Below are 24,522 nucleotides of genomic sequence, written 5' to 3'. Positions count from 1 at the left end.
GAAGGAAGTAGTCCACTCAAAGAATTAGCCTTTAGGCGGAGAAATTAACCATGAAAAAACTGATTACTGCCCTACTATCAGCTGGTCTTTTGCTAGCTGGTGCAGTTCAAGCTCAAGCTGAGCTGGATAACCCAGGCGGCATTGGTGGCGTAGAATCTCTACGTGGTGCAAGTGAACTTGAAGCAACTCGCGCAGCAGATGACTTCAAAAAGTTTCCTCGTGACCAAGTACTTGAGAGTGACTACGTATACCAACCACCTTTAGTGCCTCATACTATTCGTAGCTATGAAGTGTCTCTTAACGCTAACAAGTGTCTTGCTTGTCATAGCTGGAAAAACGCAAAAGAAATGGGTGCAACTAAAGTGAGTGTAACTCACTACATGAACCGCGAAGATGCGGTACTTGCTGATGTTTCACCTCGTCGTTACTTCTGTCTACAGTGTCACGTACCTCAAGCTAATGCTAAACCGCTAGTTGAGAACGAGTTCAAACCTGTAGATTCACTGCGTTAATCGTAGCCGGACTGTAAGAGAGGCTATATATGATAAAATTACTTAAAGCGTTTTGGAAAAGACTCGCGACACCAAGTAAAGCAGCGGTAGGCGTTGTTTTATTCTTGGGTTTCTCGGGTGGTCTTTTGTTCTGGGGTGCATTCAACACAGGTATGGAAGCAACCAATACGGAAGAGTTCTGTTCTGGTTGTCACGCACCTATCGTTGCTGAAATCCAAGAAACAATTCACTACTCTAACCGTTCTGGTGTTCGTGCTATCTGTTCAGACTGTCACGTACCTCATGAGTGGACAGATAAAATTGTTCGTAAGGTTCAGGCTTCTAAAGAGCTATACGCACACTTTATTGCGAAAACCATCAATACTGAAGAAAAGTTCAAAGCACGTCGTGCTCACTTAGCAGAACGCGAATGGGCTCGATTGAAAAAGAATGATTCACTTGAGTGTCGTAACTGTCACCAGTTCGATTACATGGACTTCTCAGAGCAGAGCCCTCGTAGTGCGAAACAACACTCGACAGCGCTAGCTTCTGGTGAAAAAACGTGTGTAGACTGTCACAAAGGTATCGCACACAAACTACCAGACATGCACGGCGTTGAAGGCTGGCAATAAGGAGCGATTGAATGAGTACTTTAGAGAACGTAATTTGGCACATCCTAGGTTACAGCGCTATGCCAGTTATCATTCTTGGTGGCTTTGCAGGTGTTGCAGCCGTATCTCTTTGGCTTTTATCTATGACTAAAGACAAAGAAATCGATTAGAAATCGAAGAGTACGTCAACTTTTATCAGCTAATTTTAATCCATTCTGATATGGGTTGACTCTAAAAAGCCACTGATTTCAGTGGCTTTTTTAATATCTAACGTTTTATCTTTTTATTAATAGGTGGCAACCTCCCTACCTCACCTCTTAAGTCACATCCACAATACAAAGTACTTTTCTACAGAGCCCTTTAGATAGACACTTCGATTAGAAAAGAACGCTTATTACTACACCACTGCCACTTAACCGTTGTAAACAATATCGCTAAGATCGAAGCATAACTCTGTGACATTTCGGCCTTTTGTTTTTAATTTCAGGTGTTTTGAGTAAATAAATCAACAATTTGACTAGATTCGTCGCGAAATTGGATTAGAATCACACTGTTTTTGACAACACTTAATTGAATTTAATGCAGTTCGACCTTAAAGACTCAGTAAAAATTTCCATAAACACATTGGTTGTGGGAATGTTTGTTACATCAATTCAGAAAAGTGAGCGTGTTTATTTATCTAACGCTGGACGCGTGTCTTCAAAAAAAGGAATTGATACATTAGTTAATAAAGGCATTAAGTATGTCTGGGTTGACAAGAAGCTCTCTGCTAAAGGTTGTAAATTTCACCCCGTTCCTGATGACGAAACGAGTGAGGAACAACAAAAGAGCAGTAAAAATTCTCCAAGTAAATTGGTCTCTCGAGAAGTAAGACAAAAAAATGCAGAGCGAATCATCCAAGAAGCGCGCGGTCTTGCTCAGAAAATTATTACGGCAACATTTGATTCGCATACGTTTGTTGCGGATGAACTGGATGGTTGGGCGGATGAGCTGATTGAATCAGCACTGATCAATTCAGATGCCTTGCAATGTGTTTCTGCATTACGTAAGAAAGATGCCTATTTGCTTGAACATTCCGTTAATGTCGCCACACTTTTGGTCACATTTGGCAAGCATTTGGGTTTTGGCAAAGACCGATTAAAGCCATTGGCTATTGGTGGGATTATTCATGATGTCGGTAAAGTGCATATCGATGATAATGTTTTGCACAAGCCTTCTCGTTTAACCGAGGAGGAATTCGCTCACATCAAGCAACACCAAGTATTTGCTAAACCTATCATCAAAAAAATCGAAGGCTTAAGTCAAATTAGCCGTGATGTATGTTTAATGCACCATGAAAAGTTAGATGGTACAGGTTACCCTAATGGATTGAGTGGCGAGCAAATTCCGCAGCACGGCCGAATGGCTTGTATCGTCGATATCTATGACGCATTGACGGCTGACCGTTGCTACAAACGTGGAATGAGCCCAGCGGAAGCGTTTAAAATAATGTTAGGTATGACACCTAATCACTTAGACCGGCAATTGGTGTACAAATTTATTAATTGCATTGGTATTTTCCCTATTGGGGCCATCGTTGAGCTGAGCAATGGCCATCTTGGAATCGTATGGTCATCGAATGATGATGCTCCTGTTGAGCCTGTCGTTAAGTGCTTCTATTCACGAAAGAATAAACGTTTCATTGACGTCAAGTATGTGGATTTAAAACACAGCTGGCATACGATTGTAAAAGCAATTTCTCCTACGAAGGCTGAAATTGATGTCACCCCTTTCTTTTAATAGAGCCTGCTATTCGAGGGGTATGAGGTCAGCACATTCCATGTATGGCCTGATTAGATAAAACGGACAAGTCTAGAAAGCCACTGATTTCAGTGGCTTTTATTTTTTCAGAAGTTCTTTCATAAACCCTTTACTAGCCCATATCCATATCCATATCCATATCCAATTTTAATCAATAACCAAACACTCATTTCACCTCCAATTTACTCGCTGTTAGGTATATCTATAGATAAATACCTTAGAGTAAGACAGCATGAACACACACCACCCCCTATCCGCGTTATTACTACTGGGTAGTCTGACCTATCTCACGGGTTGCGCTTCTCTATCACCAACGCCGCAAGCCAGTTTGAACAATACAACCCAGATTCCCGAGCAATGGGAAAGCTCTCAACGATACGTAAACACTACGATGTCGACACAATTGCTCTCGCTGTTCAACAATCAAGCTCTCGCCGATCTGGTTCAAGAAGCCCTCACCAATAACCACGACCTACATAAAACTGCACTTCGCTTGAAGCAAGCTGAACTATTAGCGGCTCAAAGTGATCAATACCTTCAACCTTCTTTAAATACAGACTTTCAAGCCTCTAGACAAAAAACAAGTCAAATTCAGAACAGTCACAAACTGTCTTTGAATTTAAGTTGGGAGTTTGATGTTTGGGGACGCTTAGCTGACTCAGCAAGCGCAGCTAACGCGAAACAACAGGCAACACAACTCGACTATGCTTACGCACAAAACTCTCTCGCGGCTCGCGTAATAGAGGCGTGGCTTGATGTTGCTTACAGAGCAAGAGTGATCGGGGTTGAACAACGCTGGCTACAAAGCCTTTCAAACACTGAGAATATTGTACTAGAGCAAGTGCTCGATGGGTTTAAAGAACAAGCAGACCTCGACACCGCTCGTGCTGCAACATCCAGAGTAAGAGCGAGTTTAGCGGCTAAAGAACAAGATCAGCTTATCGCAATCAGAGGCCTTAATACCTTACGAGGTAAGAGCGACACCCAGCTTAACCGAATGATTTTCACGATCCCAGAAGTTGAAGCTCCGCCATTACGTCTTCCCGGAGAAATGATTGGATCACGTCCTGACCTCCTTGCCGCTTATCAGCAAGTGCTCGCCGCCGACAAAAGCGCGGCAGTTGCTTACAAAGATCTACTGCCTAAATTCACACTGTCTGCCTCTGTTTATCGTAGCGGCTCAACACCAAACCAGCTTATCGACAATCCTTCCCTGTGGAATCTCGTTGGGGGGATCAGCGCACCTCTTCTTGACCAATCATCACTACAAACCAAAGCCAAAATAGCTCAGCTTCAAGCAGAAGAGAGCTTTGTTGATTACCAAAAGAAACTATTGGTTGCCATCAATGAGGTAGGAAATGCACTAGACAAAGAGTTCTACCTCAAACAACAAGAACAGCATTATCGAGATGCTTTTACATTCTCCAAGGCTAGTATGAAAAACTATCAAAACCTTTATCAGGAAGGAGCCAGTGACGTTTTGGCACTGCTTATCGCCCAACAATCTATTTACCAATCTAAAATCCAGTTGCTTAATACTCAGCGTACTCGGCTCTCAAACAGAATTACCTTAGGGTTAGCATTAGGAATGGGGGTTTAAAATGAAACAGATACTTGTTACGGCTTTGGGCTTGCTCAGTATCATTGCCACCGCGATGTACATCATTAAGTCAATCCCCGAAGAAACAACGTTAGCGCTGGAAGCTCAGCCTCGACAATATATCAAAGTCACCACAGTCGACATTGCTGCCGGGCAACACCGCTCTACCATTGAAGGTTACGGGCAGGTAATTCCAGAAGAAACTTTAACGCTCACGAGCCAGGTTTCAGGAGTGATTCTTTCAAAAGCAAAAAAATTTCAACTAGGTGAACAAATCTGTAAAGGTGATCTGCTATTTCACATTGACGATTCCAGTTACCAAGTACTACTGGCTAACGCAGAAAAAGAGCTAGCTAACGCACAACTTTCATTTTTCCAAGAACAACGCAAACATCAACGTGCTCAAAAAGAATGGAAAACTTCAGGTATAGAAGAGGCACCGAGCCCCCTCGCTTTGCGAGAGCCTCAGTTTAAAGCAGCAAAGGCACGATTAAACGCCGCACAACAAGCAGTTGAAGATGCTAAGCAACAACTAAATAACACGAATATCCATGCTCCTTATGATGCCATTGTCAGCCAAAGCAACGTCACCACAGGCAGTGTTGTTGCATCCGGAACCTCGTTGGGACAGATCAAATCCATAGAAACTGCTGAAGTACATCTTCAGCTCACAGAACGCGACTGGCAACAGCTCCCCTCCGATTTGAGTGCACTGTCGGTGACAATTCAGTCAGCATCTGATTTAGATTCAGGGCAACAATGGGCAGCACGGGCGAGTCACCTTTCACTGCTCGTGGAACAATCAACACGTATGCGTAACCTCATATTAAAAATAGACTCCCCTCTTCAACAGCCAGATCCTTTGCTGATCGGGAGCTTTGTTAGAGTTGTCATTCAAGGTAAGAGCCATTCAGATAGTTTTGTAGTTTCATCCTCTTCCATTACTGCAGACGGCAATATTTGGTACGTCAAAGAAGGTCAACTTCATCGTCACAAGACTCAATCACTGTTTCAAGATATCGATGCGATTGGTTTTGAACAGGGCAACCTAAATCAACACATCACTTTGGTTGTAAAGCCGTTGTCCAGCTACGTGGAGGGAATGCAAGTATTAGCACTTTCGGATAGCTCTCACGCAGACGACACGGAAAAACTCGCATTAAATCGGAGCCTCCCGACTCCTGCCTCTGGGGATAAATCACTTAAAGAGGTGAATGATGGACAATAACCTAAAAACTCATGGCGTTATCGCATGGTTTGTTCACAATCCTGTTGCTGCAAATCTTTTAATGGTTTTGATCATAGTCGCGGGTGGTTTTTCGGTTATCCAATCACGGGTAGAAAGCTTCCCCTCACTCCCCCCAACCAATATTACGGTAAGTGTCGAATATCAAAGTGGCTCAGCCCGCTCGGCTGAAGAAAGCATTGCGATAAAAATAGAAGATTCATTGTTAGGTGTAGAAGGCATCAAACAGATACACAGCAGTGCAAATAGTGACGGTGCAACGGTAACCATCACTAAGTCGAGTGGCTATTCACTCGACAAACTGCAACAAGATGTAAAAAGTGTGGTTGATGCTATTGGCGATTTACCTAGCGAAGCAAAAAAACCTGTGATCACGCGTCAAGCCGACCTTGAAGAGGTAGTTTCAATTAACCTGTTTGGTGACGTGCCTATCGGTGCATTACAGCGTTATTTAGACGAGTTACGACACAAGCTCCTAAACTCTCCTTTGATACAAAAGGTTGATTACATTGGCCGAAAATCTCAGCAGGTCTCGATTGAAATTGACGAGGCAAAATTGCAAGCTTTCAGTCTCACGATGGAGCAAATTGTCAGCCAAATTAGAGCAGAATCATTAACCCAAACGGCCGGCCAGCTCAAAGGTTCTCAAGGGACGTTAGTTCTTAAAGCGGACCAGCAACACCGAAGCGCGAAAGAGTTCGCTTCGCTGCCAATTAAACGCACAGCAACAGGGCAAACCATACTCTTGTCCGACGTGGCACATATTGAATTAGGATTTGACGACGACGGCATCATTACTCGTTATAACGGCCATCCATCAGTGGGATTAAAGGTGAAAATGTATGGTCAATCAAACATCAACCAGCTAGCCAAAGAGACCAAATCCATCGTTGATGCTTACCAATTGACTCTGCCGAACGGTATCCACCTGACCCAATGGAATGATCAAAGTGAGCCGATTAAAAACCGTTTATCTTTGCTACTTAAGAACAGTGCTCAAGGTATCGCTCTCGTTGTTATTTTACTGGCTCTGCTCTTAAACATACGTGTGGCTTTCTGGGTTGCCGTTGGCCTACCTGTTACGTTTGCCGGCGCAATGGTCCTTATGGGAGATTCTTTCTTTGGACTCACCCTTAATGAATTAACCACCTTTGGCTTCATCATGGCCCTCGGAATTGTTGTTGATGATGCAGTCGTCATTGGTGAAAGTATTTACGAACAAAGAGAGAAACACGGAGCTTCCGTTGAGTCGACCATCGCTGGCGCGCAAAAAGTTGCAACACCAACCACATTTGGTGTGTTGACGACCATCGTCGCTTTTATGTCTCTCAGCTTAATCGAAGGGGAACTCGGTAAAATCTTTGCGCAATTTGCCATGGCTGCAACTTTCTGTCTGATTTTCTCACTCATTGAGTCCAAATTAATTCTCCCAGCTCACCTTGCCCGAGTCAAAATGGAACCGACTTCAGCATGGGGTATTCCTGCCGTATGGCACTATATTCAACAGCGTGTTCTACGTGGTTTCAAATACATCACTTGGCATCTCTACAAACCCTGTTTACAACTGGCTATACGCTACCGTTATGCTGTAATTTGTGGCTTTTTTTCCCTGTGTATTCTAGTTGGTGGTTCGCTAATAACCGGCAAACTTAAGTCGGTATTTTTCCCGGAGATTTCTACTAACTTCATCACGATCGAGCTCGCATTCGAAGATGATACTGGCTACGGATTAGTACAACGTGAAACACTTAAAGTTGAACAAATGGCGGCATCATTGAATGATTCGTTGGTGAAGCAATATGCGCTGTCTGTACCACCAATCCAAAGTGTATTGGTAGAAACCACCAATAACAGTTCGCAAATCATTGTTGGCCTTTCGAGCAACACTCAACGCCCAATCAGCGCGGGTGCTATCGCTAAAGAATGGCAATCCATGGTCCCAACACTTGAAGGCATAGACAGCGCCAATTTCTTAGCCGATATGATCAGCGATAAAGCAATAAGCATAGAATTAAGAAGTCAAAATGAAGCAACGATCAGCAACGCAACTCGCGAACTCACTGAGCATCTCAGTAATGTACAAGGTGTGCATGGCATAAAAAGTAGCCTCGCGAATACACAAGCCCAAGTTGATATTAAAGTTAACGAAATGGGGCTAACCATGGGGCTTACTACATCGAACCTCTTACAACAACTCAACATGGCCTATCAAGGTTATGAAGTGCAGCAATTTCAAGAAGGTTCGCATGAAATAAAGGTCAAAATTCAGTATCCGCGGGCAAAAAGACAAACACTGGATAATCTCAAATACGCACAAATTCGCTTGGGCAATGGTAAGTTAGTACCACTCAATGCGGTAGCCAATATATCGACTCGATATGTGTCCAAAAACATTGAACGAATGAATCGTAACAGAGTCAATGTGATATCAGCTGATGTTGATAAAACTATCGCCTCTCCAGAAGAGATCATTGATAAGCTAGATAGCGACCTGTTTAAAAGGTTACAGAATAAGTATCGTGACCTAAACATTGTCCTTTCTGGACAGCAACAAGAGCAGGAACAAATATCAAATTCACTGTATAGCGTGTTTGCTATCGCTCTTATCGGCATCTACGCATTGCTTGCAATACCACTCAATTCATATTTCCAGCCACTGCTGATCATGTGCACAATTCCATTTGGTATTGTGGGCGCCTTGATGGGACACTTAATCCAAGGGATACCCATCAGTATACTTTCTCTGTTTGGAATGCTTGCATTAACCGGGGTCGTCGTGAATGATAGCCTCTTACTGATCTCACGCTTTAATACCAAGATAATGAGTGGTGATACCGTGTACGAGGCGTTAATTGAATCAGGAACAGGACGCTTAAGGGCTATTGTGCTGACTTCTGCAACCACGTATTTTGGCTTAGTGCCCTTACTGTCAGAGACCTCTCCTCAAGCTCAGTTTTTAATACCAGCAGCTACGTCAATGGGGTATGGAATCTTATTCGCAACGGTAATAACACTTCTTTTGGTACCCGTATTGCTAATGGTTCAGCAAGATATCAAGCAGCTGTTTCACAACATAATTACCCAAAGATCCGCTTCTTTAACTGGGGTTAAGAAAAATGAAATCTAACTTATCTATCAACGTGTTATTAGTTGAAGATGACAAGGAGCTCGCCGCTTCTGTTGCAGAGTTTCTCGAATTTGAAAACATCAAATGCGATCATGCTTACAACGGGTTAAGCGGTTTTACACTCGCAAAACAAAACTACTATGACGTTATTCTTCTTGACCTAATGTTACCTAAAATAGATGGTTTTACTGTCTGTGAAAGACTTCGCGACGACGGTGACGATACGCCTATTTTGATGCTGACGGCAAAAGATACGCTGCAAGACAAAGAAGCTGGCTTCAATGCAGGCACCGATGACTACTTAATCAAGCCATTTGCAATGAAAGAGCTCGCCTTACGTATCAAGGCGCTCTCTAAGCGAAGAAGTAGCCAACAAAAAAGGTTAGTACAAGGTGACTTAGTCTATGACCTAGAAAGCCAGCAAGTATCAAGATCAGAGCAAGTCTTGGACTTAAATCGACTCAACCTAATGCTTTTAGAACTCCTCATGCGCCGAAGTCCACAAGTGGTTACTCGTAGAGAAATAGAGGAGTGTTTATGGCCAAATGACGCACCAGAAAGTAACAACATAAAAGTGCAGGTTTATCAACTGAGACAAAAAATCGATAAGCCTTTTGAATCTAAGTTGATTGAAACCGTCGTTGGCCAAGGTCTGAGGATCAAAGGGTAACCATGAGCATGAAAAAGAGCTTCCCAATACGGGGTCACCTTACTACCTTTTTCTTGGGCTTGTCACTTCTGACAGCCTTACTATTCGGAGAACTTTTAATCCGTCACTTTGAATATGGAATAGAAGATTCAGTAAAAATGCGACTCGCCAGTGAATGGTTGAGCTTTAACGAAGTACGCCTTATAAATCCAGAAGCCAAACTACCTAAATCTTACGTAGTGTCATTTTATTATGACCAATTGCCTAACATAAAGGTCGATGGTAAAGACGTACTTCGGGATGTGACATTTGTTAATGATGAGTTCACTGTCGTCTTCGTTGATGAAACGGTTACCAACGACATCAAGAAAGAGGCTGTCTTTGGTGTCTACCGTTTTGCTCTCGAAGACGGACGATTGGTATTCGGAGTCGCTCGGTACGACTACCGCCTAATTGGCGACACAATAGATGTGTGGTTCGATCATCGCTTCAACCTTATTATCTATATTGCTCTTGGCTATATATTTTTTATTGTATTAGCGCTTTGGCTCTACAGTTACCGAGTAGGAAAAAAAACCGAACAACTCGTCGAATGGTCAGAAAGCGCGTCCAACGACCTATTGGCGAACCCCGCTCCCAACTTTAAATTCAGTGAATACAATCGAGTTGCGCTTTATCTAGAAAAGGCACTAAGTAAGAATGCGCACTTGGTAGAAAGAGAACAACGTTTTCTATCTCATGCTAGTCACGAATTGCGAACGCCTATTGCAATCATACGAGCAAATATGGAGATCTTAGAGCGCATCTCCCTGCCCTCAGATTTACAGCGCCCGATCAATCGTATCGACCGCGCGAGCAGCAACATGCAGCAAATTACCGAAACCATGCTCTGGCTAGTCCGAAAGAGTGAAACTCCACCGAATCAGAGCTTAGTTTCGGTCGTCGCTTTATTAGATAATTTGATAGAAGAGTTAGAATATTTAATTCAAGGTGAAGAGATCGACATCATCCGCAATTACCTTCATGCCCCAACAGTGGAACTTCCAGAGACTCCAATCAAAATTGTCGTTGGTAACCTCATTCGTAACGCTTTCCAATACACGCACAGCGGTACGATCCATATCTATTTCGAAAAAAACAGCATAGTGATCAAGAACATCAATACACAGGAACTTGATCTGCCATTTCAAGATAGCTTTGGCCTTGGGCAGGATTTAACCGAGAAAATATGTAAGAAGCTAGGATGGCATCTTGAAGCAGAGGAAATAGAGGGAGGCTTGTTGGCTCGGCTTCATTTGCCGGTCGAAGAAAAATCAAATACCAATACTTAACTTCGTTTAAGTTGAATGACCAAGCTTCATGGCGATCCGACCGGACATTTTTGGTCGCCATTGACTGAATTTAAGCTTCATCACTCATATTCAGTTGCAGCCTCTAGCCGAAAAAATAAACAATAAAAAGGGCTAACAAATATGCTAGCCCCAACTCATCGTGATTAAGCAGTCAATTACTTAAAAGTGATAGCTAACACCAACACTCATCAAATATCCGCTGGTATCGTAGAATGCAATATTGGAATTGTTACTAGAATAACCCGCTAATGCGTTGAATCCCCAGTCTTGCCAACCCATAACGTCCATATATTCATAGCCAAGCGTTGCGCTATATCCATTGTCTTCACGTGTTTTCTTGAATACTGGATTGGATGCATCATATGAGCGATGACTGTAATCTGCATTGACCGAGAATGCATGATCATCCACCATCATTATGTAGGTCAACGAGCCAGAGTAATCAGAGAAAGAAACTGCTTTACCGTCTGCAAGATGTTTTTGATAAGACAACGATGGTTCGATAAAAGAGCTCTCACTAACAGGCATCTCCATAGATAGGCTTGCATAATAGCCTTTAGCGTCACGTTGGAGTACACCGGTTGGCACTCCTAGATGAACGCCCGATTTGTCATTTTTAATGTCTTGCTTGTAGACAGCGAAATCACCCGATAAACCAATATCTAATAAGTTGTCGAGTTGTACACGAAAGGTATCACCAGAGATGTCGGTTTTAGTCCTCGCAGTATTGGCTATGAACGGGTCTTCCCATACTTCACCATTTGCGATTGTTGGAAGGTAAGAGAAAGATACAACCGATTCGTTGCCATATTCCAGTGCGTAGCCAAATTCAAAAGCAAAAACACCTTCAATGATATCGCCACGCGAGGTCCCCATAAAGACCTGCTGGTCGCTATCTGAACCAAATGTGTAGCGCAACTGTCCCAGCGGTACAACAAGCGCACTCGAATCCGATTCTCCCTTGCTGTTCAAGCTGCCTTTTTTTACAGCCTCTGAGTCATCGGTTTCACTACCAAAGCCGACCAATACTCCAACTTCGCCTCCCCAGCCTGGTTCATCAAGTTCAGCCAATACATTTGTACTAAACAAAACCCCTAGAGTCATTAACATGCGGTAATTCATCGCTACTTCTCCTTATGAAAGTAGCGAATAGTTTGCCAACTCGAAGGTAAATTTGGGGTGAATAGAGATACTTCATTGTGGGAGCATACTGACGGCATATGCAACAACTCGAGACGGCCGTTTTTTTTACGACTATTTGTATTGTTACACCTAAATTGGTAGTGGGCGTTTGGGTATTGATGCGTTTGATAAGTGCACCTCTGATATAAGTGGCTGATACCCTAGCAGAAATAGGTATCAACCACTCACGTTAAACAATCTAAGCGTCGCTTTTCGGAGCCTCTACATCAACGACTTCTTTATCGACGATAGGAAGTACCTGTTTTACATAGTTACCCGGTGCCTTGCCAATCACAGGGTGAAGCTCGGAACCTTGATTGAAAGGTTCGACTTTCTCGTCAGCTTCAAAGCCTTGTAACCATTGATCCCAGTGTGTCCACCATGAGCCTTCGTTGTGACTTGCGTTGTTTAGCCATTCGTCAGCAGAGTCGTCTAAGTTGTCGTTCAACCAGTAGCCGTATTTCTTTTTCTCTGGATGGTTAACAATGCCTGCGATATGACCAGACTCGCCCAGAACAAACGTCTTGTTGCCACCAGTGTTCAATGCACCACGGTAAGTCCCCTGCCACAACGCGATATGGTCTTCTTTGGTCGAGATGAAGTAGCTTGGTATCTTAATTTTATTCAAATCAATCCATACGCCGCCCACTTTCACGCCTTTGTCTTGAACCAGTTTGTTTTCAAGATAAAGCTCTCGCAGCAAAAAGTTATGGCATTTAGCCGCCACGTTAGTGCTGTCACTGTTCCAGTACAGAAGATCAAACTCCATCGGGCTACTGCCTTTGAGGTAGTTATCAATATAGTAGTTCCAGTATAAGCTGTTCTCTCGAAGCAAACTGAACGTCACGCTCAACGAACGACCATCCATATAGCCCTTGCCATCGTTCTGCTTCTCAATAGCATTGATGATTGTCTCATTGATGTACGCACCCACCTCACCCGGCTGCGAGAAATCCAACAAGGTGGTAAAAAAGGTCGCTGTTTTGATGCGCTTTTTCATGCGCTTCGCAGCGTAGTAAGCCACCGTAGACGCGAGTACCGTGCCGCCAATACAATAACCTGCCGCATTGATTTGTTCTTTGCCTGTGATGTTTTCAATCGCAGCAACGGCTTTAACCACGCCTTCCGTGACATAGTCACCAAACTCAGTGTCCTTCTGCGCTTCACCTGGGTTGCGCCAAGACATCATGAATACGCTGTGTCCTTGCTCAAGTAACCAGCGCACCATCGAGTTCTTCTCACGAAGGTCAAGAATGTAGTACTTATTGATGAACGGCGGAACGATCAACAAAGGCGTCGCGTTAACCTGCAGTGTCTTTGGATGATACTGAATCAGCTCAAACAGCTCGTTTTGAAAAACAACATCACCTTCCGTGTTCGCAACATCTACACCCAATCGGAAAGCGTTGTTGTTGGTCATGCGGATCTTGAGTATATCGGCGCTTGCTTCAACGTCTGCTTGTAACTGCTCTAACCCATCAAGCAGGTTTTCACCATTTCGCTCAAGCGTCAGTTTCATCAACTCTGGGTTAGTCGCAATGAAATTGCTAGGAGAGAGAGCATTGATTGCCTGACGTGAAAAGAACGCCACACGCTCTTTGGTTTTCTCGTCGATGCCTTCGATAGAATTGATGGTGTCGATGTAGCTTTTACTGAATAACAAATAGGATTGCTTGATGAAGCTATAGAAAGGGTCGTTCTTCCATGCATCATCGATAAAGCGCTTATCACTGCGATCTTCTGAGATGACACTTTCAGTGTTGCCCATCAGTGCTGCGTTTTGCCAGATTTGCAGTTGCTGTTCCCACCATTGAGATTGCAGCTGAAGCAGGACGGCGGGTTGGTTGGCGGCTTGCTCGAAGATTTTTGATGCATCATCAAAATTCAATTCTTGCATCGCTTGATTTAGGGGAGATTGCGCGGCTTCCTTGTTTTGTTCAAAGTTATCCCACCATTGCTGGTTTGTTTGTTGAAGTTTAACAAGGTAGTCCGAAAAGAAGTGTTGAAACATAACATGACTCCAATAATCGGAAAATCGCCACCGAATGTGACAGTAAAACTGCCTCACTCGATGGCGATTAAGTTTATGCAGGTGTGACTGTTTTCAAGTTTTCAGTTGTTAGTGTTTCAACATCGTCTTTGAATTCTTTGGCAGCCGCTTGCAGTTTCGAACTGTCACTCATCATTTGCTGAGACAGTTGAGTTAATGCCGTGAGTTGTTGACTATTGAAAGCGGTCAGGCTGTTTACATCTTTGATTTCGCTGACTGCCTTCATTTGAGAAAGGCCCATATCCGTATAAGTCTGCATCGCATTCATTTGCAGTTCTGTCATCGTTTGAATGTTCTTAGCAACCAACTTGTTGAACTTTAAGTACGGTTCAAATTGCTTTTCTGTTTGGTCAGTAATTGTTTTGAAAATATCCGTGTACATAAGTAACTCCTGATGAATACATAGTTTAATAAATTTGTATAATCATCGTTTCAGCCAACATTCATCTATGAGCTCGCGATGCTTTGAAAAGCTGATCCGATGTTTAAGCTTGCTATCGATACCTTAGGCTCTAACCTTCAATACCTTTTAGCAAAACAGCGGTTCCCATTCCTCCACCCACGCAGAGTGAAGCAACGCCATAAGTCGTTTTCTGTTCAAGCATTTCATGGATGAGTGAAACAATAATTCGATTGCCAGACGCACCTAGAGGGTGACCAAGCGCGATTGCCCCACCATTCACATTGACCTTTGGCTTGAACGCATCAAGCGGTAAATCATGCTGCTCTGACAATTGGTACATTACGCCAAGAGCTTGTGCTGCAAACGCTTCATTCAATTCAAACAAATCTATTTCTTCGAGGGTGAGATTCGCTTTATCAAGCGCTTTAGATACCGCTTCTACTGGGCCTAACCCCATAATTTTGGGATCTAAACCAGATTGCGCGTAGCTGCTCAGCTCTACCAGTGGTGTCAGGCCGTATTTCACGACCGCCGATTCAGACGCTAAGATGATTGCACTTGCGCCATCATTGATGCCCGAAGCGTTACCTGCCGTAACAGACCCTTCACGGTCAAAGGCTGGGCGAAGCTTTTGCAGAGCTTCGAATGTCGCGTCTGACTTCGGATACTCATCGGTATCAAAAATGACGGTTTGTCTGCGCTGCTTAACTTCTACAGGCACGATTTGCTCGTTAAACTTACCCGCTTCAATCGCTGCGACGGCTTTCTGTTGGCTTTCTAGGGCATAGTTATCTTGAGCTAGGCGCGAAACATTTAACGTGTTGGCGATATTTTCAGCCGTCATGCCCATGTGGTAGTGATTAAACGCATCGGTTAAGCCATCACCAACCAATAAGTCTTTCATTGAGATATCACCCATTTTGTGACCATTACGAACACTCGCGGGCACCACAAACGGAATTTGGGACATCACTTCAACGCCAGCAGCAATAACCACTTCAGCATCTTGTGCTTTGATGTGCGCCGCTGCGTCCATCACTGATTTCATACCGCTGCCGCAAATCATGTTCACGCCGTATGCTGGCGTTTCCTCAGGAAGCCCCGCATAAATGGAAGCCTGACGAGCAACCCCCATGCCTTGACCTGCCGAAATCACATTGCCGACGATCACTTCATCAATCGCATCTAACGAAAGATCGACAGACTCAAGTGCGCCTTTGATCGCAACGCCAGCTAACTCACCCGCAGATACGTTTTTTAGCGACCCAGTAAATGCACCAATAGGAGTGCGCTTGGCCGCAACAATAAATACTTTTTCCATCATTCCAATCCCTTCAGTTTCGCCAATTAGTGCATGTACAAGCCGCCATTCACTGACAATGTTTCGCCTGTAATGTACGCCCCAGACTCACTCGCTAAAAAGCCCACTGCATCGGCAATTTCAACAGGCGTCGCTAACCGTTTCATTGGGATTTGATTCTTTATAGAATCAAGGACTTCAGGTTTCATTTGTTCAACCATAGGCGTGCCTGTGTAGCCAGGGGCAACAACATTTACCGTCACACCACTCCTAGCACCTTCAGCGGCAAGCGCTTTTGAAAAACCAATCATCCCGGCTTTCGCTGCTGAGTAGTTAGTTTGTCCGAATTGACCTTTAAGACCATTCACTGAAGAGATATTAATGACGCGGCAATTGCCCTTTTCACACATAGGCGCAAACAGTGGTTGAGTAACATTGAAAAGGCTGTTTAAGTTCGTTTCAATCACGTCTTTCCATGCTTCGGCATCCATCTTCTTAAAAACACTGTCACGCGTTATACCCGCATTGTTGACCAACACATCCACCGTGCCTTCTTCTTCTAACAACTTGCTTAAGCTCAGCGCACATTCCGCAGTATTGGTAACATCTAATTCAAACAATCTCACTTGATCTTCGGTGAATTGTTTTTCGTTAAACCAATCCAAGGCACATTGGTAATTCCCAGTAAAATAAGTCGCGATAACACGATAGCCGTCTGCAACTAACTTAGAGGAAATTGCTGAGCCGATACCGCCTTTTGACCCTGTAATTAAAGCAAGCTTTTTCATTAATGATTCCATCCCTTACAAGAAATTAAATAACAATGATGTTAATAAGATAATGTCTTAGTTGATAATTAAACTTTACGTTTTGCTTTAATTAAACCCTACAACTCAAAATCAAAAAGTATTATTACAAATCGAAAATAATTTGGGAGTATGATTAAAAACGTGACTTGCCTTACAGTTCCAGTGAAATGTTACACGCATGTAAATTATCGTAAGGCGCTGAAATAAATAAGCTTTACTTAATTTCAACTTTATCAACAAGCAGGTAAGCCTTTGTTAATTAGAGATAAACCAACACTTCCTAGCTTGTTTCAAGAAGAATGCAATGTGGGAATTTGAAATGATTGATCATGAGAATAATAGGAAAGACCTTATTACTCATTAATAAATATTTAATGATGGTTATATATAAGATTCAATATGAATTATAGGGTAAATAGAAAAAGCCAGCATTATAGGTAGCATAAAAAAGCCTACTCAATCTATGAGTAGGCTTTAGTTATTCTCTTGGAAAAATAGAGTAATTAAAATTCAGTGACGAATAGCCATATTAAATAGGAATCGGCTCCTACTTCGTGAATGTTTCATTAGTATTTACATCTAGATAAATTTTGTTTTCAAGAGACAACCCACCACAATAAATAAAATAAACGTCTCGGTTGCTGTATTTAACTGATTTAACCCAACCGCCTAACTCTTCAAAATCACTTGGGTCGCACTCCCCTTCAGAGATAAGTTTAGCTACCGTGTTGCGGAACTTCTCTTGATGGAGCTTCAGATCATCGGATTTAGATAAGTATGAATCTAGTATCTCTCTGTTTTCTTGCTCAGAGATAATCACTTCATCACTAGATAGCCCAGACATTGAAATCCATTCCGCCGTCTGTGGTCCGCCTTCCTTTAAAACAATATAGTCAGAGATACGAGCCCATTCGCCTTGCTTCTCTAGTAGTTCGACCTTTTCACCCTTATAAAGATAGTCGGTTATCAAACCATCAATTTCGGGCTGCTCGACTACTTTTAGTTTTCTATCTAAAACGTAGAACTCAGTCTGTTCTGGCTCAGGCTGAGTAGTAGTGAGGGATGCAAGGTCAGATTCAGATTGCGCCGCGACTTCAACAGCCGGCGCTTCCTCTTTCTCTGGCGGAGTGGGGTCTTTTTTCATGACGAAGAAATAGTATGCAGCCCCTCCTCCGCCCAATATTAATAACACAAGTAAAGCGATCAGCGCTTTTTTCATCAAATCCACCAGCTCTTCCGTTTTAGGTATGTTTCAAGTGTACATCAACTCATGTTGCTGCTCATCTATACTCTTAATAGAGAGCGAGTTAAGTAGAGGTAAATCATGAATTTTTTGGTGAAGGTTGTCATTATAAGTGTACCTCTGAGTGCCGATATCGCGTTAGCAGACCATTGTGACCGTGAAAACTGGCAAACACTGTTAGATCGCCAGTTATCATTTGAAGAACGCTATAATCAATACACCAAAGAATTTAACCAAGTTCTCTCGACCTATGAATCACAAACGTTGCTATCTAAACATTTCAACGAAAAGCAGATCATTGGGCTTTGGGCAAAGTACGAACAAAGATTTAATGTGCAGCTCAATAGTCATATGCATACCGCTTATGATGTCTCTGAGGTTCTATTAAAACAAGCGTATATTGTGTCTACAGAACTAGATGGAGCGGAGTCTCTAACGCATTCGTGGCAAACCATAGCTAAACACTGCGCTAAAGCAAGACTACCGCGTCAAACAGAAAGTGCACAGGTACATGTACAAAGCTCACAATCACTCTCGCAAGATCTTCATACACTCAGTAAAAAATTTCGTCAGCTCTCTTCAAAATACCGTAAAGAAGCGACGATGATTGACGAAGCTCGCCACACAAACCAACCGATAAACGATGTACAAAACTAAAATGATTACTCACTTGCTTAACTTGATTATCCCAATAATCATAGTTCGAACAAACCAACACATTCAGAAATACAATCAATCAAAGCTTTATCAATAAGTTGTAAAACTAATGTGGTAACTATCAACAATGACGTTCAATTTCCGACCAATGCAAGCGACTATGTGAGATATTCATCACAAAATAGATTTACAAACGCCAGAAAATTGTTATCATGATTATTCATATAACTTAATAACAAGAAATATTTTGGCTAGGTAATATGCAAAAAACTATGGCTTTCAACTGCTTGAGTAACACGGAAGGGACTGCAGAGATAAGAGGTAAACTTTTATCTGTCGCTAAACACATGGAAGAGTTCGGTTCAGTAAGTGAGCTAGAGCTATGTAAGATATTTGGAGAGACGATTTGGAATGACGGTGTGGATTATCATTCACATGCTTTTTCATTCAGAATCAACGCTCAAACCGGGGATTGTTCAATCTCTAACTTTAAGTATCACTAAGTTTTGCACCTATCATATACGGAGTACCTTTCACGAGGTGCTCCGTTTTTTATTGTTGCGTATCCGCATTCGTCAGATAGCCGTTAATAGCGACCGTACTTCCTATTAGTCATAAAATCATTTCGTTTTCAGCTCATGTCATCGGGCAGCGTGTCACCTACCTACGGCTTAGTCGGTATAAACTGTTAGTTCGTATAGCCCGTTTGTTCGTATAAACAGTCAGTCCGTATAAACCGGAAGTGGCGCATTGCCTTTCACTTGCCTAATCGCAAGATGGGTATGTATGTCTTTTACGTTGGAGAGTCGCTGTAGCTTTCTGGTAAATGCTTCGTAAGCCATCAAGTTAGGGCTGACAACTTCTAACAAGTAATCATAAGCCCCAGATACAACGTGGCAGCTGATGACCTCTTCCATCTCGACAACAGCACTTTCAAATTTATCAATCGACACTTCTTGGTGGTTGTTCAAGCTCACCTCAACAAACACGCTCATTGCGATGCCGACCTGTTCCCGTGACAGGCTCACACGGTAACCATCAATAATCCCTTTTTCTTCCAGTCTTTTGATGCGCCTCGCGCACGGTGAAGCCGATAAGCCAACTTCATCAGCTAACTCAGCGGTGGTTAGCCTGCCGTCTTTCTGAAGCAACTCAAGAAGATGTCTATCAATCCTATCCATAGCAAATACCAATTATTGGTTAAATTCGTTAACAATTGGCAAGATATTAGCAGAAATCATCAACTACAACTCAAGTTAGAACAAAACTTGCCAACCTATGGCACACCAAGTACCCCATAATTAATCATCATTCACTTTCCTTGTTTATTATGAAGCTTGGCTATTTATCAATTACTGTCACTCTGCTCATCTGGGCGAGCTTTTTCCTTTCTCTTAAAGGCGGCGCAAATTCAGATTTAACACCTGCAGACATCGCACTGACTCGATTCCTCATGCCAGCATTGGCGTTATTACCTTTGGTGTGGAAAGCACGTAGCACGATCGCTGCTGTCCCGAATCGATACTTGGCCGGTATGTTTGTGGGGTGCGGGTTACCTTATTTACTCGTTGCAGGAACAGCCATGCAGTTCGTTCCGGTATCACACGGGAGTGCTTTAGTTCCGGGAACGCTTCCTCTATTCGTAACAGGGATCGCGGTACTCTTTTTTAAGCAGCCGCTTAGCCGACACCGTGTCGTTGGTTTAGGTCTGGTTTCGCTTGGGATATTGTTGTTTCTGGGAAGTAGCTTAAGCAGCTTCAACTTTGAATATACCAAAGGTCACGTGTTGTTTTTGTTTGGCAGTTTGATGTGGGCGACTTTTACCATCTCAGCACGTGTTGCCAACCTTAATGCGCTCGTGAGTGCAGGTTTTATCTCATTCTGTTCCACCTTGCTGTTGCTGGTCCTTATCCTTACAGGAACCCTCCCTAGCCATTTAATGAGCACACCAATTGCTCAATGGCCAGTCACAGAGCTTGCCGTACATTCAGCGGTGCAAGGCGTCGGTGCAGGCTTAATAGCGGCATTCACTTATCTATATGCTGTTAATACACTAGGAGCAGAACGCTCAGCCGCTTTTGGTAGTGCAACACCTGCTGTTGCAACCTTGTTGGCGATCCCACTGTTCAACGAAATTCCGGATACGATGACTTGGTTAGCGCTTGGTTCAATTTGTATCGGCAGCTTGGTCGCGAGCAACATTTTCATGAGAAACGACCAGTCTATGCAATATCAACCGCCAAGCCATAGCAAAGCCTGATACTGCGTTCAAACCTAAATACAGTTTCCCTAAACATCAATTTTAGGGCTTGTAGTACATAGATAAGCCTACAAACGTAGGCTTATCTAAAATCTGCTTTTTCTGAACTCGCTTCTCCATTAAACTGTCTGACCTTTTTGCAGATCCAAGAGAACACCATGCAACGCGATTACACTTTAACTTGCTTAAACAACATGCCTCGTGAAGAACTAGAAGAATTTAGTTTAAGAATGATTCATCGCCTTGTCCCTGAAGATGCAATGACGGAACTGTTTACGTTCGAACAGGAAGAAGTGACCAATGAAGAGCGTATGCAATCAGCGAAGTTTGATGCGATGCTGCGAATGACAGCAATCGCGCTGAGTGAAGTGAATCTTGCGTTTAGTGAGTCGGATAACTCACAGCAAAACATCGAGCGCATGACTCGACTGTTGCTTTGGCACTTCTATGCAATGTCGTTCAACCTTGAACAAGCGATCAGCCTTGAAACTCACTGTGACAAAGTCGAGAAGATTTTGTTGAAAGCACCGACAGAAGCATTTGGTTGGGTAAAAGAGCTCACAGAGTTGCTGCACTTCTATGCTGAACTAAATGAAGGCAATGAAGACAAAAAAGACGCATAAAGTCCCTTCAACTTAAAAACTTCTCAACTTCTCAACTTCTCAACTTCTCAACTTCTCAACTTAAAAGCTGCTCAACGAGTTGTTCGTTACTCAAAGAACAACTCGCCTATCCCCTAGAACGGCGGCAAGTAGAACGATATCGAAAGAAATTAGAACTAAATCGAAGACAGACAGGGCTAAACCGAAGGCAAATAGAAACTTTGTTGAAATGAGTTTTCTGCTTTTGTTGTTTCTAAAACACTATGATGCAACATCAGTATCGACTGAGCGATTTTGGTGCCAATACCTAACGAACCATTAGGGGCCTCTCGTTCAACTTCATTATGGATAATGACCTTCACCCGTTTTGAATCCGATTCTAAACCTACATCTAACGACACCATTGTTCCACTCGGGCTATGCCTCAACGCATTATCTAGCAGATTCAAGATCAGCCTCTCAAGTAAATCACTGTCACCCACAGCCTTGATTCCAATAGGTATATTGACGTTCAACTCAACATTCTTGTGGCGATACTGGCTTTGTATCGTTTCTAAGCATTCGTTCATCAGCACATTAAAATCGATTGAAGCGTATTGATACGTAGGCACAGGATTATCATTCTTGGCGCTATCGAGTAATGAATGGAGCTGTTCAGACAACTTGTTGCCATTGCGGTAAGCGACGTCAATCAACGGGTCTGACTTCGGATTTTGAATCTTCCACGTTTCTAGGTAGCCAAGAACACTCGATAATGGCGTTTTCAAATCATGACTGAGCTGTAATAAGCTTTGTCTTCGGTGTGATGACTGATACTCAAGCTGCAAAAACTGTTGTTGGATGTGTTTCGCCATCAATTGATAAGAACGTGCAATGGGCACCAATTCTGGCACTTGATGGACAAAGTTAGGTTCCAATCTAAAATCTTGCTCAGCTTGTTGCTGCAATTTATTGGTTACCGCCTCTATTGGGTTCAACAGACTGCGTTTCACTAGCAGATAGGCCCCAACCGCAAAGCCAAAAATAGAAACCAGCACAAGCCCTGCAAGTGCGATGTATGGTGTATCAACCTGAGAGTTGGTGATCACAGTATGGCGATTACTTCCTATCACCACATACAAATAACCCACCGTCGACCCTAGCTCTTCAATCGCCGCCACAGAAAATACTTTAGGAGAGCCTGGGTTGATCGGGTCTTCGCCCAAAATAGGATAAGGCTCGTCATTTAAGAACTGTTGAATGGGCGCTAGATCTATCTGATTGGCTAACACAGTACCTTCCGGCGCCGCATTGGTGGTGATATTGCCCTGACTATCGAGAAAATAGATATCGAAATCAGGCCCTATCAACATCAAGGTATGGAATATAGATTTGAGTGCTTTGGGGTTGTAGTCGGTACCAATCATGAGAGGATTATCATCGCGCATATGAACCGCGAGCTCTTTATGTAAGCTCTGCTTCGTTCTTTGTTCTATGGTCTCTTTTTGCCAATGATAAGTGTAAGCAATCACCACACTTACCACCAAAAACCACAAACTTGTGAACAGCACTAAACGCGATTTGAAACTCATGTTCTCTCCTCGATGGCTCGTAGGTCTTACTGGCTTTTTAGTAAACTTAGGGCGCGACACATAGACCTAAGCTTTTGACTCAAACTTATAGCCAACCCCCCAAACGGTTTTAATGAAATCATCATCACTATTCGGCATCGCAAGCTTGGTTCTTAGACGGTTGACCGTGCTGCACACAGTATGGTGGTAGCCAGAGTGATGAGTATTCCAAACGTGATCGAGCAGCTCGTCTTTGCTATACACACGCCCCGGGCGGGTTGCTAAGAAGTGAAGTAAGGTAAACTCGGTAGCAGTCAGCGGTACGTCTTGATTATTGAGTGACACCTGATGGCGTTCAGGTTGAATAATGAGCCCGCCAAAATTCATAATTGATTCTGTTGTCATAGCCTCTTGAGTGACTGATTCAACATGGCTTAAACGGCGTAGTACGTTCCTCACTCTTGCTTGAAATTCAAGAACACTGAAGGGTTTCGTTATGTAGTCATCAACACCGGCTTCTAAACCTGACACCTTATCTAGCTCAGCATCCCTTGCTGTTAGCATGAGTACCGGTGTCCAATCTTCTTTCTGACGGATCATCCGACAAAAATCGAGTCCATCACCATCAGGTAAACCTCGATCGAGCACGACTAGATCAAACTGACCATCCAGGTATAGATCCTGTGCTTTTTCAATCGTATTGGCTCTTTCGACATTATGGCCTTGGAACTTAAGATGCATCTGCACCAGTTCAGCTAGGTCATCATCGTCTTCAACCAACAACATGTTTGCCATCAAATTTACCGCAGCACTATTCATGATCCCTGCTCTATTCGGAGTCTGCCTACCTTTCAATTGACCGGAACAGAGCAGGAATTCTTTCATCGTGCTTTCAACCCTATTATTCAGTTCGAGTAATGGTGATTCTTGCTCCTGGGTTGAGGAAACGATGGTTAGCACTTAAAGCAGACGTCGTAAGGCCGTCATCTTGGCTGATTACGCCAGAGTGGAAACTCACTACATCGGTGTCGTCTCGTGTGGTATTAAAACCCTCACCACCGCCTGCAGGCCCTGGAATGGTTGCAGCAAGCTCGTCGTTCAATTCCGTTCCTGAGTCCCACACATTCATGTTCATCACAAAGGTATCACCCACGGCTAATGACTTAAGCGACAAACCGGATTCACCAACAAACGCATCATTGGTGTTCACCAACATGGAAGCAACTGAGATATACCCTTCTTGATTTGGGTCAACACGAATAGACACCGTGTCTTGCTCACCTGAAAGAATCAGCCCATTGCCTGAGATGCCTTGATAAACATTGGCGTCACTGTCACTGAGCGCAAGCAATTGTGCATTACTGCCTCCTTCCGCTAAGTATTCCAGATCGACAGAGGCACTTTGCCCAACTTCAAACAGGTCAAAATTCGTATTGTGAGTCAATACCGCGAGGGGCGACATAGGTTGATTGGGGGTGAGGTTAGTCACACTCACATCATAGCGATAGTAATCGTCGTCATCGTCCGGACAACCTGCTAACACAGCTACTGATGCAGCGATAAATAGAATTCTAGCTTTCATACATCCCC

The 24,522-nt window shown here is 43.3% G+C and carries 23 protein-coding genes; 13 read left to right on the top strand and 10 right to left on the bottom strand.

All coding sequences use genetic code 11. The features are described 5' to 3' along the window. The first annotated feature begins 50 nt into the window (after window positions 1–50). The 9 genes from AB4513_RS18210 (at window position 51) to AB4513_RS18170 (ending at window position 10,855) form a co-directional block, all read left to right on the top strand. The gene (locus tag AB4513_RS18210; RefSeq protein WP_009845455.1) at window positions 51–512 is read left to right on the top strand and encodes a nitrate reductase cytochrome c-type subunit; all 462 of its coding nucleotides are present in this window, start codon (window positions 51–53) and stop codon (window positions 510–512) included. Window positions 513–541: 29 nt separating this feature from the next. Next, a complete protein-coding gene (locus tag AB4513_RS18205) occupies window positions 542–1,123 on the top strand; it encodes a NapC/NirT family cytochrome c (RefSeq protein ID WP_009845456.1) in 582 nt (193 codons plus the stop codon). An 11-nt stretch (window positions 1,124–1,134) separates the two neighbouring features. Next, window positions 1,135–1,272, top strand: coding sequence for a TIGR02808 family protein (locus tag AB4513_RS18200; RefSeq protein ID WP_009845457.1), 138 nt, complete (start codon window positions 1,135–1,137; stop codon window positions 1,270–1,272). Window positions 1,273–1,681: 409 nt separating this feature from the next. Further along, on the top strand, window positions 1,682–2,881 hold the full coding sequence (locus AB4513_RS18195; protein ID WP_009845458.1) for an HD-GYP domain-containing protein: 1,200 nt from the start codon (window positions 1,682–1,684) through the stop codon (window positions 2,879–2,881). Window positions 2,882–3,293: 412 nt separating this feature from the next. Next, on the top strand, window positions 3,294–4,502 hold the full coding sequence (locus tag AB4513_RS18190; protein WP_102258339.1) for a TolC family protein: 1,209 nt from the start codon (window positions 3,294–3,296) through the stop codon (window positions 4,500–4,502). 1 nt (window position 4,503) lies between these two features. Next, window positions 4,504–5,730: an efflux RND transporter periplasmic adaptor subunit gene (locus AB4513_RS18185; protein WP_102258338.1), complete on the top strand. Its 1,227-nt coding sequence runs from the start codon at window positions 4,504–4,506 to the stop codon at window positions 5,728–5,730. Next, window positions 5,720–8,875: an efflux RND transporter permease subunit gene (locus tag AB4513_RS18180; protein WP_102258337.1), complete on the top strand. Its 3,156-nt coding sequence runs from the start codon at window positions 5,720–5,722 to the stop codon at window positions 8,873–8,875. The genes AB4513_RS18185 and AB4513_RS18180 overlap by 11 nt, the downstream gene beginning before the upstream one ends. Beyond that, window positions 8,865–9,545 carry a response regulator transcription factor gene (locus AB4513_RS18175; RefSeq protein WP_102258336.1) on the top strand — a complete coding sequence of 227 codons (681 nt, stop codon included), beginning with the start codon at window positions 8,865–8,867 and terminating at the stop codon, window positions 9,543–9,545. Before AB4513_RS18180 ends, AB4513_RS18175 begins: the two co-directional genes overlap by 11 nt. A 2-nt stretch (window positions 9,546–9,547) precedes the next feature. Beyond that, window positions 9,548–10,855, top strand: a complete 1,308-nt coding sequence (locus AB4513_RS18170; RefSeq protein ID WP_102258335.1) for a HAMP domain-containing sensor histidine kinase — start codon at window positions 9,548–9,550, stop codon at window positions 10,853–10,855. A 180-nt stretch (window positions 10,856–11,035) separates the two neighbouring features. Here AB4513_RS18170 and AB4513_RS18165 read toward each other — a convergent pair whose 3' ends face one another. The 6 genes from AB4513_RS18165 to AB4513_RS18140 form a co-directional block, all read right to left on the bottom strand. Beyond that, on the bottom strand, window positions 11,036–11,998 hold the full coding sequence (locus AB4513_RS18165; RefSeq protein ID WP_102258334.1) for a DUF2860 domain-containing protein: 963 nt from the start codon (window positions 11,996–11,998) through the stop codon (window positions 11,036–11,038). A gap of 259 nt (window positions 11,999–12,257) precedes the next feature. Next, a complete protein-coding gene (phaC, locus tag AB4513_RS18160) occupies window positions 12,258–14,069 on the bottom strand; it encodes a class I poly(R)-hydroxyalkanoic acid synthase (RefSeq protein ID WP_102258333.1) in 1,812 nt (603 codons plus the stop codon). A 73-nt stretch (window positions 14,070–14,142) separates the two neighbouring features. Continuing rightward, window positions 14,143–14,490, bottom strand: coding sequence for a phasin family protein (locus AB4513_RS18155; RefSeq protein ID WP_009845466.1), 348 nt, complete (start codon window positions 14,488–14,490; stop codon window positions 14,143–14,145). A gap of 130 nt (window positions 14,491–14,620) precedes the next feature. Further along, the gene (locus AB4513_RS18150; protein WP_102258332.1) at window positions 14,621–15,832 is read right to left on the bottom strand and encodes an acetyl-CoA C-acetyltransferase; all 1,212 of its coding nucleotides are present in this window, start codon (window positions 15,830–15,832) and stop codon (window positions 14,621–14,623) included. Between the two features lie 26 nt (window positions 15,833–15,858). After that, window positions 15,859–16,599 (bottom strand): SDR family oxidoreductase, encoded by a 741-nt coding sequence (locus AB4513_RS18145; protein WP_012600512.1) that lies wholly within the window; start codon window positions 16,597–16,599, stop codon window positions 15,859–15,861. Window positions 16,600–17,167: 568 nt separating this feature from the next. Beyond that, on the bottom strand, window positions 17,168–17,848 hold the full coding sequence (locus AB4513_RS18140; protein ID WP_102258331.1) for an SH3 domain-containing protein: 681 nt from the start codon (window positions 17,846–17,848) through the stop codon (window positions 17,168–17,170). Between the two features lie 96 nt (window positions 17,849–17,944). Here AB4513_RS18140 and AB4513_RS18135 point away from each other — a divergent pair, with 96 nt between their 5' ends. Together AB4513_RS18135 and AB4513_RS18130 are read left to right on the top strand one after the other, a co-directional pair. Beyond that, the gene (locus tag AB4513_RS18135) at window positions 17,945–18,520 is read left to right on the top strand and encodes a hypothetical protein (RefSeq protein ID WP_017097491.1); all 576 of its coding nucleotides are present in this window, start codon (window positions 17,945–17,947) and stop codon (window positions 18,518–18,520) included. A 260-nt stretch (window positions 18,521–18,780) separates the two neighbouring features. Further along, window positions 18,781–19,023, top strand: a complete 243-nt coding sequence (locus tag AB4513_RS18130; RefSeq protein ID WP_009845471.1) for a hypothetical protein — start codon at window positions 18,781–18,783, stop codon at window positions 19,021–19,023. Between the two features lie 219 nt (window positions 19,024–19,242). Here AB4513_RS18130 and AB4513_RS18125 read toward each other — a convergent pair whose 3' ends face one another. Next, the gene (locus tag AB4513_RS18125) at window positions 19,243–19,701 is read right to left on the bottom strand and encodes an Lrp/AsnC family transcriptional regulator (RefSeq protein ID WP_009845472.1); all 459 of its coding nucleotides are present in this window, start codon (window positions 19,699–19,701) and stop codon (window positions 19,243–19,245) included. Between the two features lie 149 nt (window positions 19,702–19,850). Here AB4513_RS18125 and AB4513_RS18120 point away from each other — a divergent pair, with 149 nt between their 5' ends. Both AB4513_RS18120 and AB4513_RS18115 read left to right on the top strand, forming a co-directional pair. Next, on the top strand, window positions 19,851–20,780 hold the full coding sequence (locus tag AB4513_RS18120) for a DMT family transporter (RefSeq protein ID WP_009845473.1): 930 nt from the start codon (window positions 19,851–19,853) through the stop codon (window positions 20,778–20,780). Window positions 20,781–20,917: 137 nt separating this feature from the next. Continuing rightward, the gene (locus AB4513_RS18115; RefSeq protein ID WP_102258330.1) at window positions 20,918–21,403 is read left to right on the top strand and encodes an exoribonuclease R; all 486 of its coding nucleotides are present in this window, start codon (window positions 20,918–20,920) and stop codon (window positions 21,401–21,403) included. Window positions 21,404–21,579: 176 nt separating this feature from the next. Here AB4513_RS18115 and AB4513_RS18110 read toward each other — a convergent pair whose 3' ends face one another. From AB4513_RS18110 to AB4513_RS18100, 3 genes are all read right to left on the bottom strand, one after another. Next, complete coding sequence (locus tag AB4513_RS18110; RefSeq protein ID WP_102258329.1) at window positions 21,580–22,953, bottom strand: HAMP domain-containing sensor histidine kinase; 1,374 nt, start codon at window positions 22,951–22,953, stop codon at window positions 21,580–21,582. Between the two features lie 66 nt (window positions 22,954–23,019). Further along, entirely contained in the window at window positions 23,020–23,751 is a 732-nt protein-coding gene (locus tag AB4513_RS18105; RefSeq protein ID WP_012600504.1) for a response regulator transcription factor, read from the bottom strand. Between the two features lie 82 nt (window positions 23,752–23,833). Next, window positions 23,834–24,514 (bottom strand): spondin domain-containing protein, encoded by a 681-nt coding sequence (locus AB4513_RS18100; RefSeq protein WP_012600503.1) that lies wholly within the window; start codon window positions 24,512–24,514, stop codon window positions 23,834–23,836. Between the last annotated feature and the right edge of the window lie 8 nt (window positions 24,515–24,522).

The organism is Vibrio sp. 10N.222.54.E6 (assembly GCF_041473955.1).
In the GTDB taxonomy this organism is placed as follows: domain Bacteria; phylum Pseudomonadota; class Gammaproteobacteria; order Enterobacterales; family Vibrionaceae; genus Vibrio; species Vibrio tasmaniensis_A.
Note: the sequence above shows the minus strand (reverse complement) of the source record. Positions and strands in the feature narration are given on the sequence as shown.

What these genes read in the sequence shown, in the direction of transcription:
- AB4513_RS18210 (WP_009845455.1), top strand. Translation starts at nt 51, where the DNA reads ATGAAAAAACTGATTACTGCCCTACTATCAGCTGGTCTTTTGCTAGCT.
- AB4513_RS18205 (WP_009845456.1), top strand. Translation starts at nt 542, where the DNA reads ATGATAAAATTACTTAAAGCGTTTTGGAAAAGACTCGCGACACCAAGT.
- AB4513_RS18200 (WP_009845457.1), top strand. Translation starts at nt 1,135, where the DNA reads ATGAGTACTTTAGAGAACGTAATTTGGCACATCCTAGGTTACAGCGCT.
- AB4513_RS18195 (WP_009845458.1), top strand. Translation starts at nt 1,682, where the DNA reads ATGCAGTTCGACCTTAAAGACTCAGTAAAAATTTCCATAAACACATTG.
- AB4513_RS18190 (WP_102258339.1), top strand. Translation starts at nt 3,294, where the DNA reads ATGTCGACACAATTGCTCTCGCTGTTCAACAATCAAGCTCTCGCCGAT.
- AB4513_RS18185 (WP_102258338.1), top strand. Translation starts at nt 4,504, where the DNA reads ATGAAACAGATACTTGTTACGGCTTTGGGCTTGCTCAGTATCATTGCC.
- AB4513_RS18180 (WP_102258337.1), top strand. Translation starts at nt 5,720, where the DNA reads ATGGACAATAACCTAAAAACTCATGGCGTTATCGCATGGTTTGTTCAC.
- AB4513_RS18175 (WP_102258336.1), top strand. Translation starts at nt 8,865, where the DNA reads ATGAAATCTAACTTATCTATCAACGTGTTATTAGTTGAAGATGACAAG.
- AB4513_RS18170 (WP_102258335.1), top strand. Translation starts at nt 9,548, where the DNA reads ATGAGCATGAAAAAGAGCTTCCCAATACGGGGTCACCTTACTACCTTT.
- AB4513_RS18165 (WP_102258334.1), bottom strand. Translation starts at nt 11,998, where the DNA reads ATGAATTACCGCATGTTAATGACTCTAGGGGTTTTGTTTAGTACAAAT.
- phaC (WP_102258333.1), bottom strand. Translation starts at nt 14,069, where the DNA reads ATGTTTCAACACTTCTTTTCGGACTACCTTGTTAAACTTCAACAAACA.
- AB4513_RS18155 (WP_009845466.1), bottom strand. Translation starts at nt 14,490, where the DNA reads ATGTACACGGATATTTTCAAAACAATTACTGACCAAACAGAAAAGCAA.
- AB4513_RS18150 (WP_102258332.1), bottom strand. Translation starts at nt 15,832, where the DNA reads ATGGAAAAAGTATTTATTGTTGCGGCCAAGCGCACTCCTATTGGTGCA.
- AB4513_RS18145 (WP_012600512.1), bottom strand. Translation starts at nt 16,599, where the DNA reads ATGAAAAAGCTTGCTTTAATTACAGGGTCAAAAGGCGGTATCGGCTCA.
- AB4513_RS18135 (WP_017097491.1), top strand. Translation starts at nt 17,945, where the DNA reads ATGAATTTTTTGGTGAAGGTTGTCATTATAAGTGTACCTCTGAGTGCC.
- AB4513_RS18130 (WP_009845471.1), top strand. Translation starts at nt 18,781, where the DNA reads ATGCAAAAAACTATGGCTTTCAACTGCTTGAGTAACACGGAAGGGACT.
- AB4513_RS18125 (WP_009845472.1), bottom strand. Translation starts at nt 19,701, where the DNA reads ATGGATAGGATTGATAGACATCTTCTTGAGTTGCTTCAGAAAGACGGC.
- AB4513_RS18120 (WP_009845473.1), top strand. Translation starts at nt 19,851, where the DNA reads ATGAAGCTTGGCTATTTATCAATTACTGTCACTCTGCTCATCTGGGCG.
- AB4513_RS18110 (WP_102258329.1), bottom strand. Translation starts at nt 22,953, where the DNA reads ATGAGTTTCAAATCGCGTTTAGTGCTGTTCACAAGTTTGTGGTTTTTG.
- AB4513_RS18105 (WP_012600504.1), bottom strand. Translation starts at nt 23,751, where the DNA reads ATGAATAGTGCTGCGGTAAATTTGATGGCAAACATGTTGTTGGTTGAA.
- AB4513_RS18100 (WP_012600503.1), bottom strand. Translation starts at nt 24,514, where the DNA reads ATGAAAGCTAGAATTCTATTTATCGCTGCATCAGTAGCTGTGTTAGCA.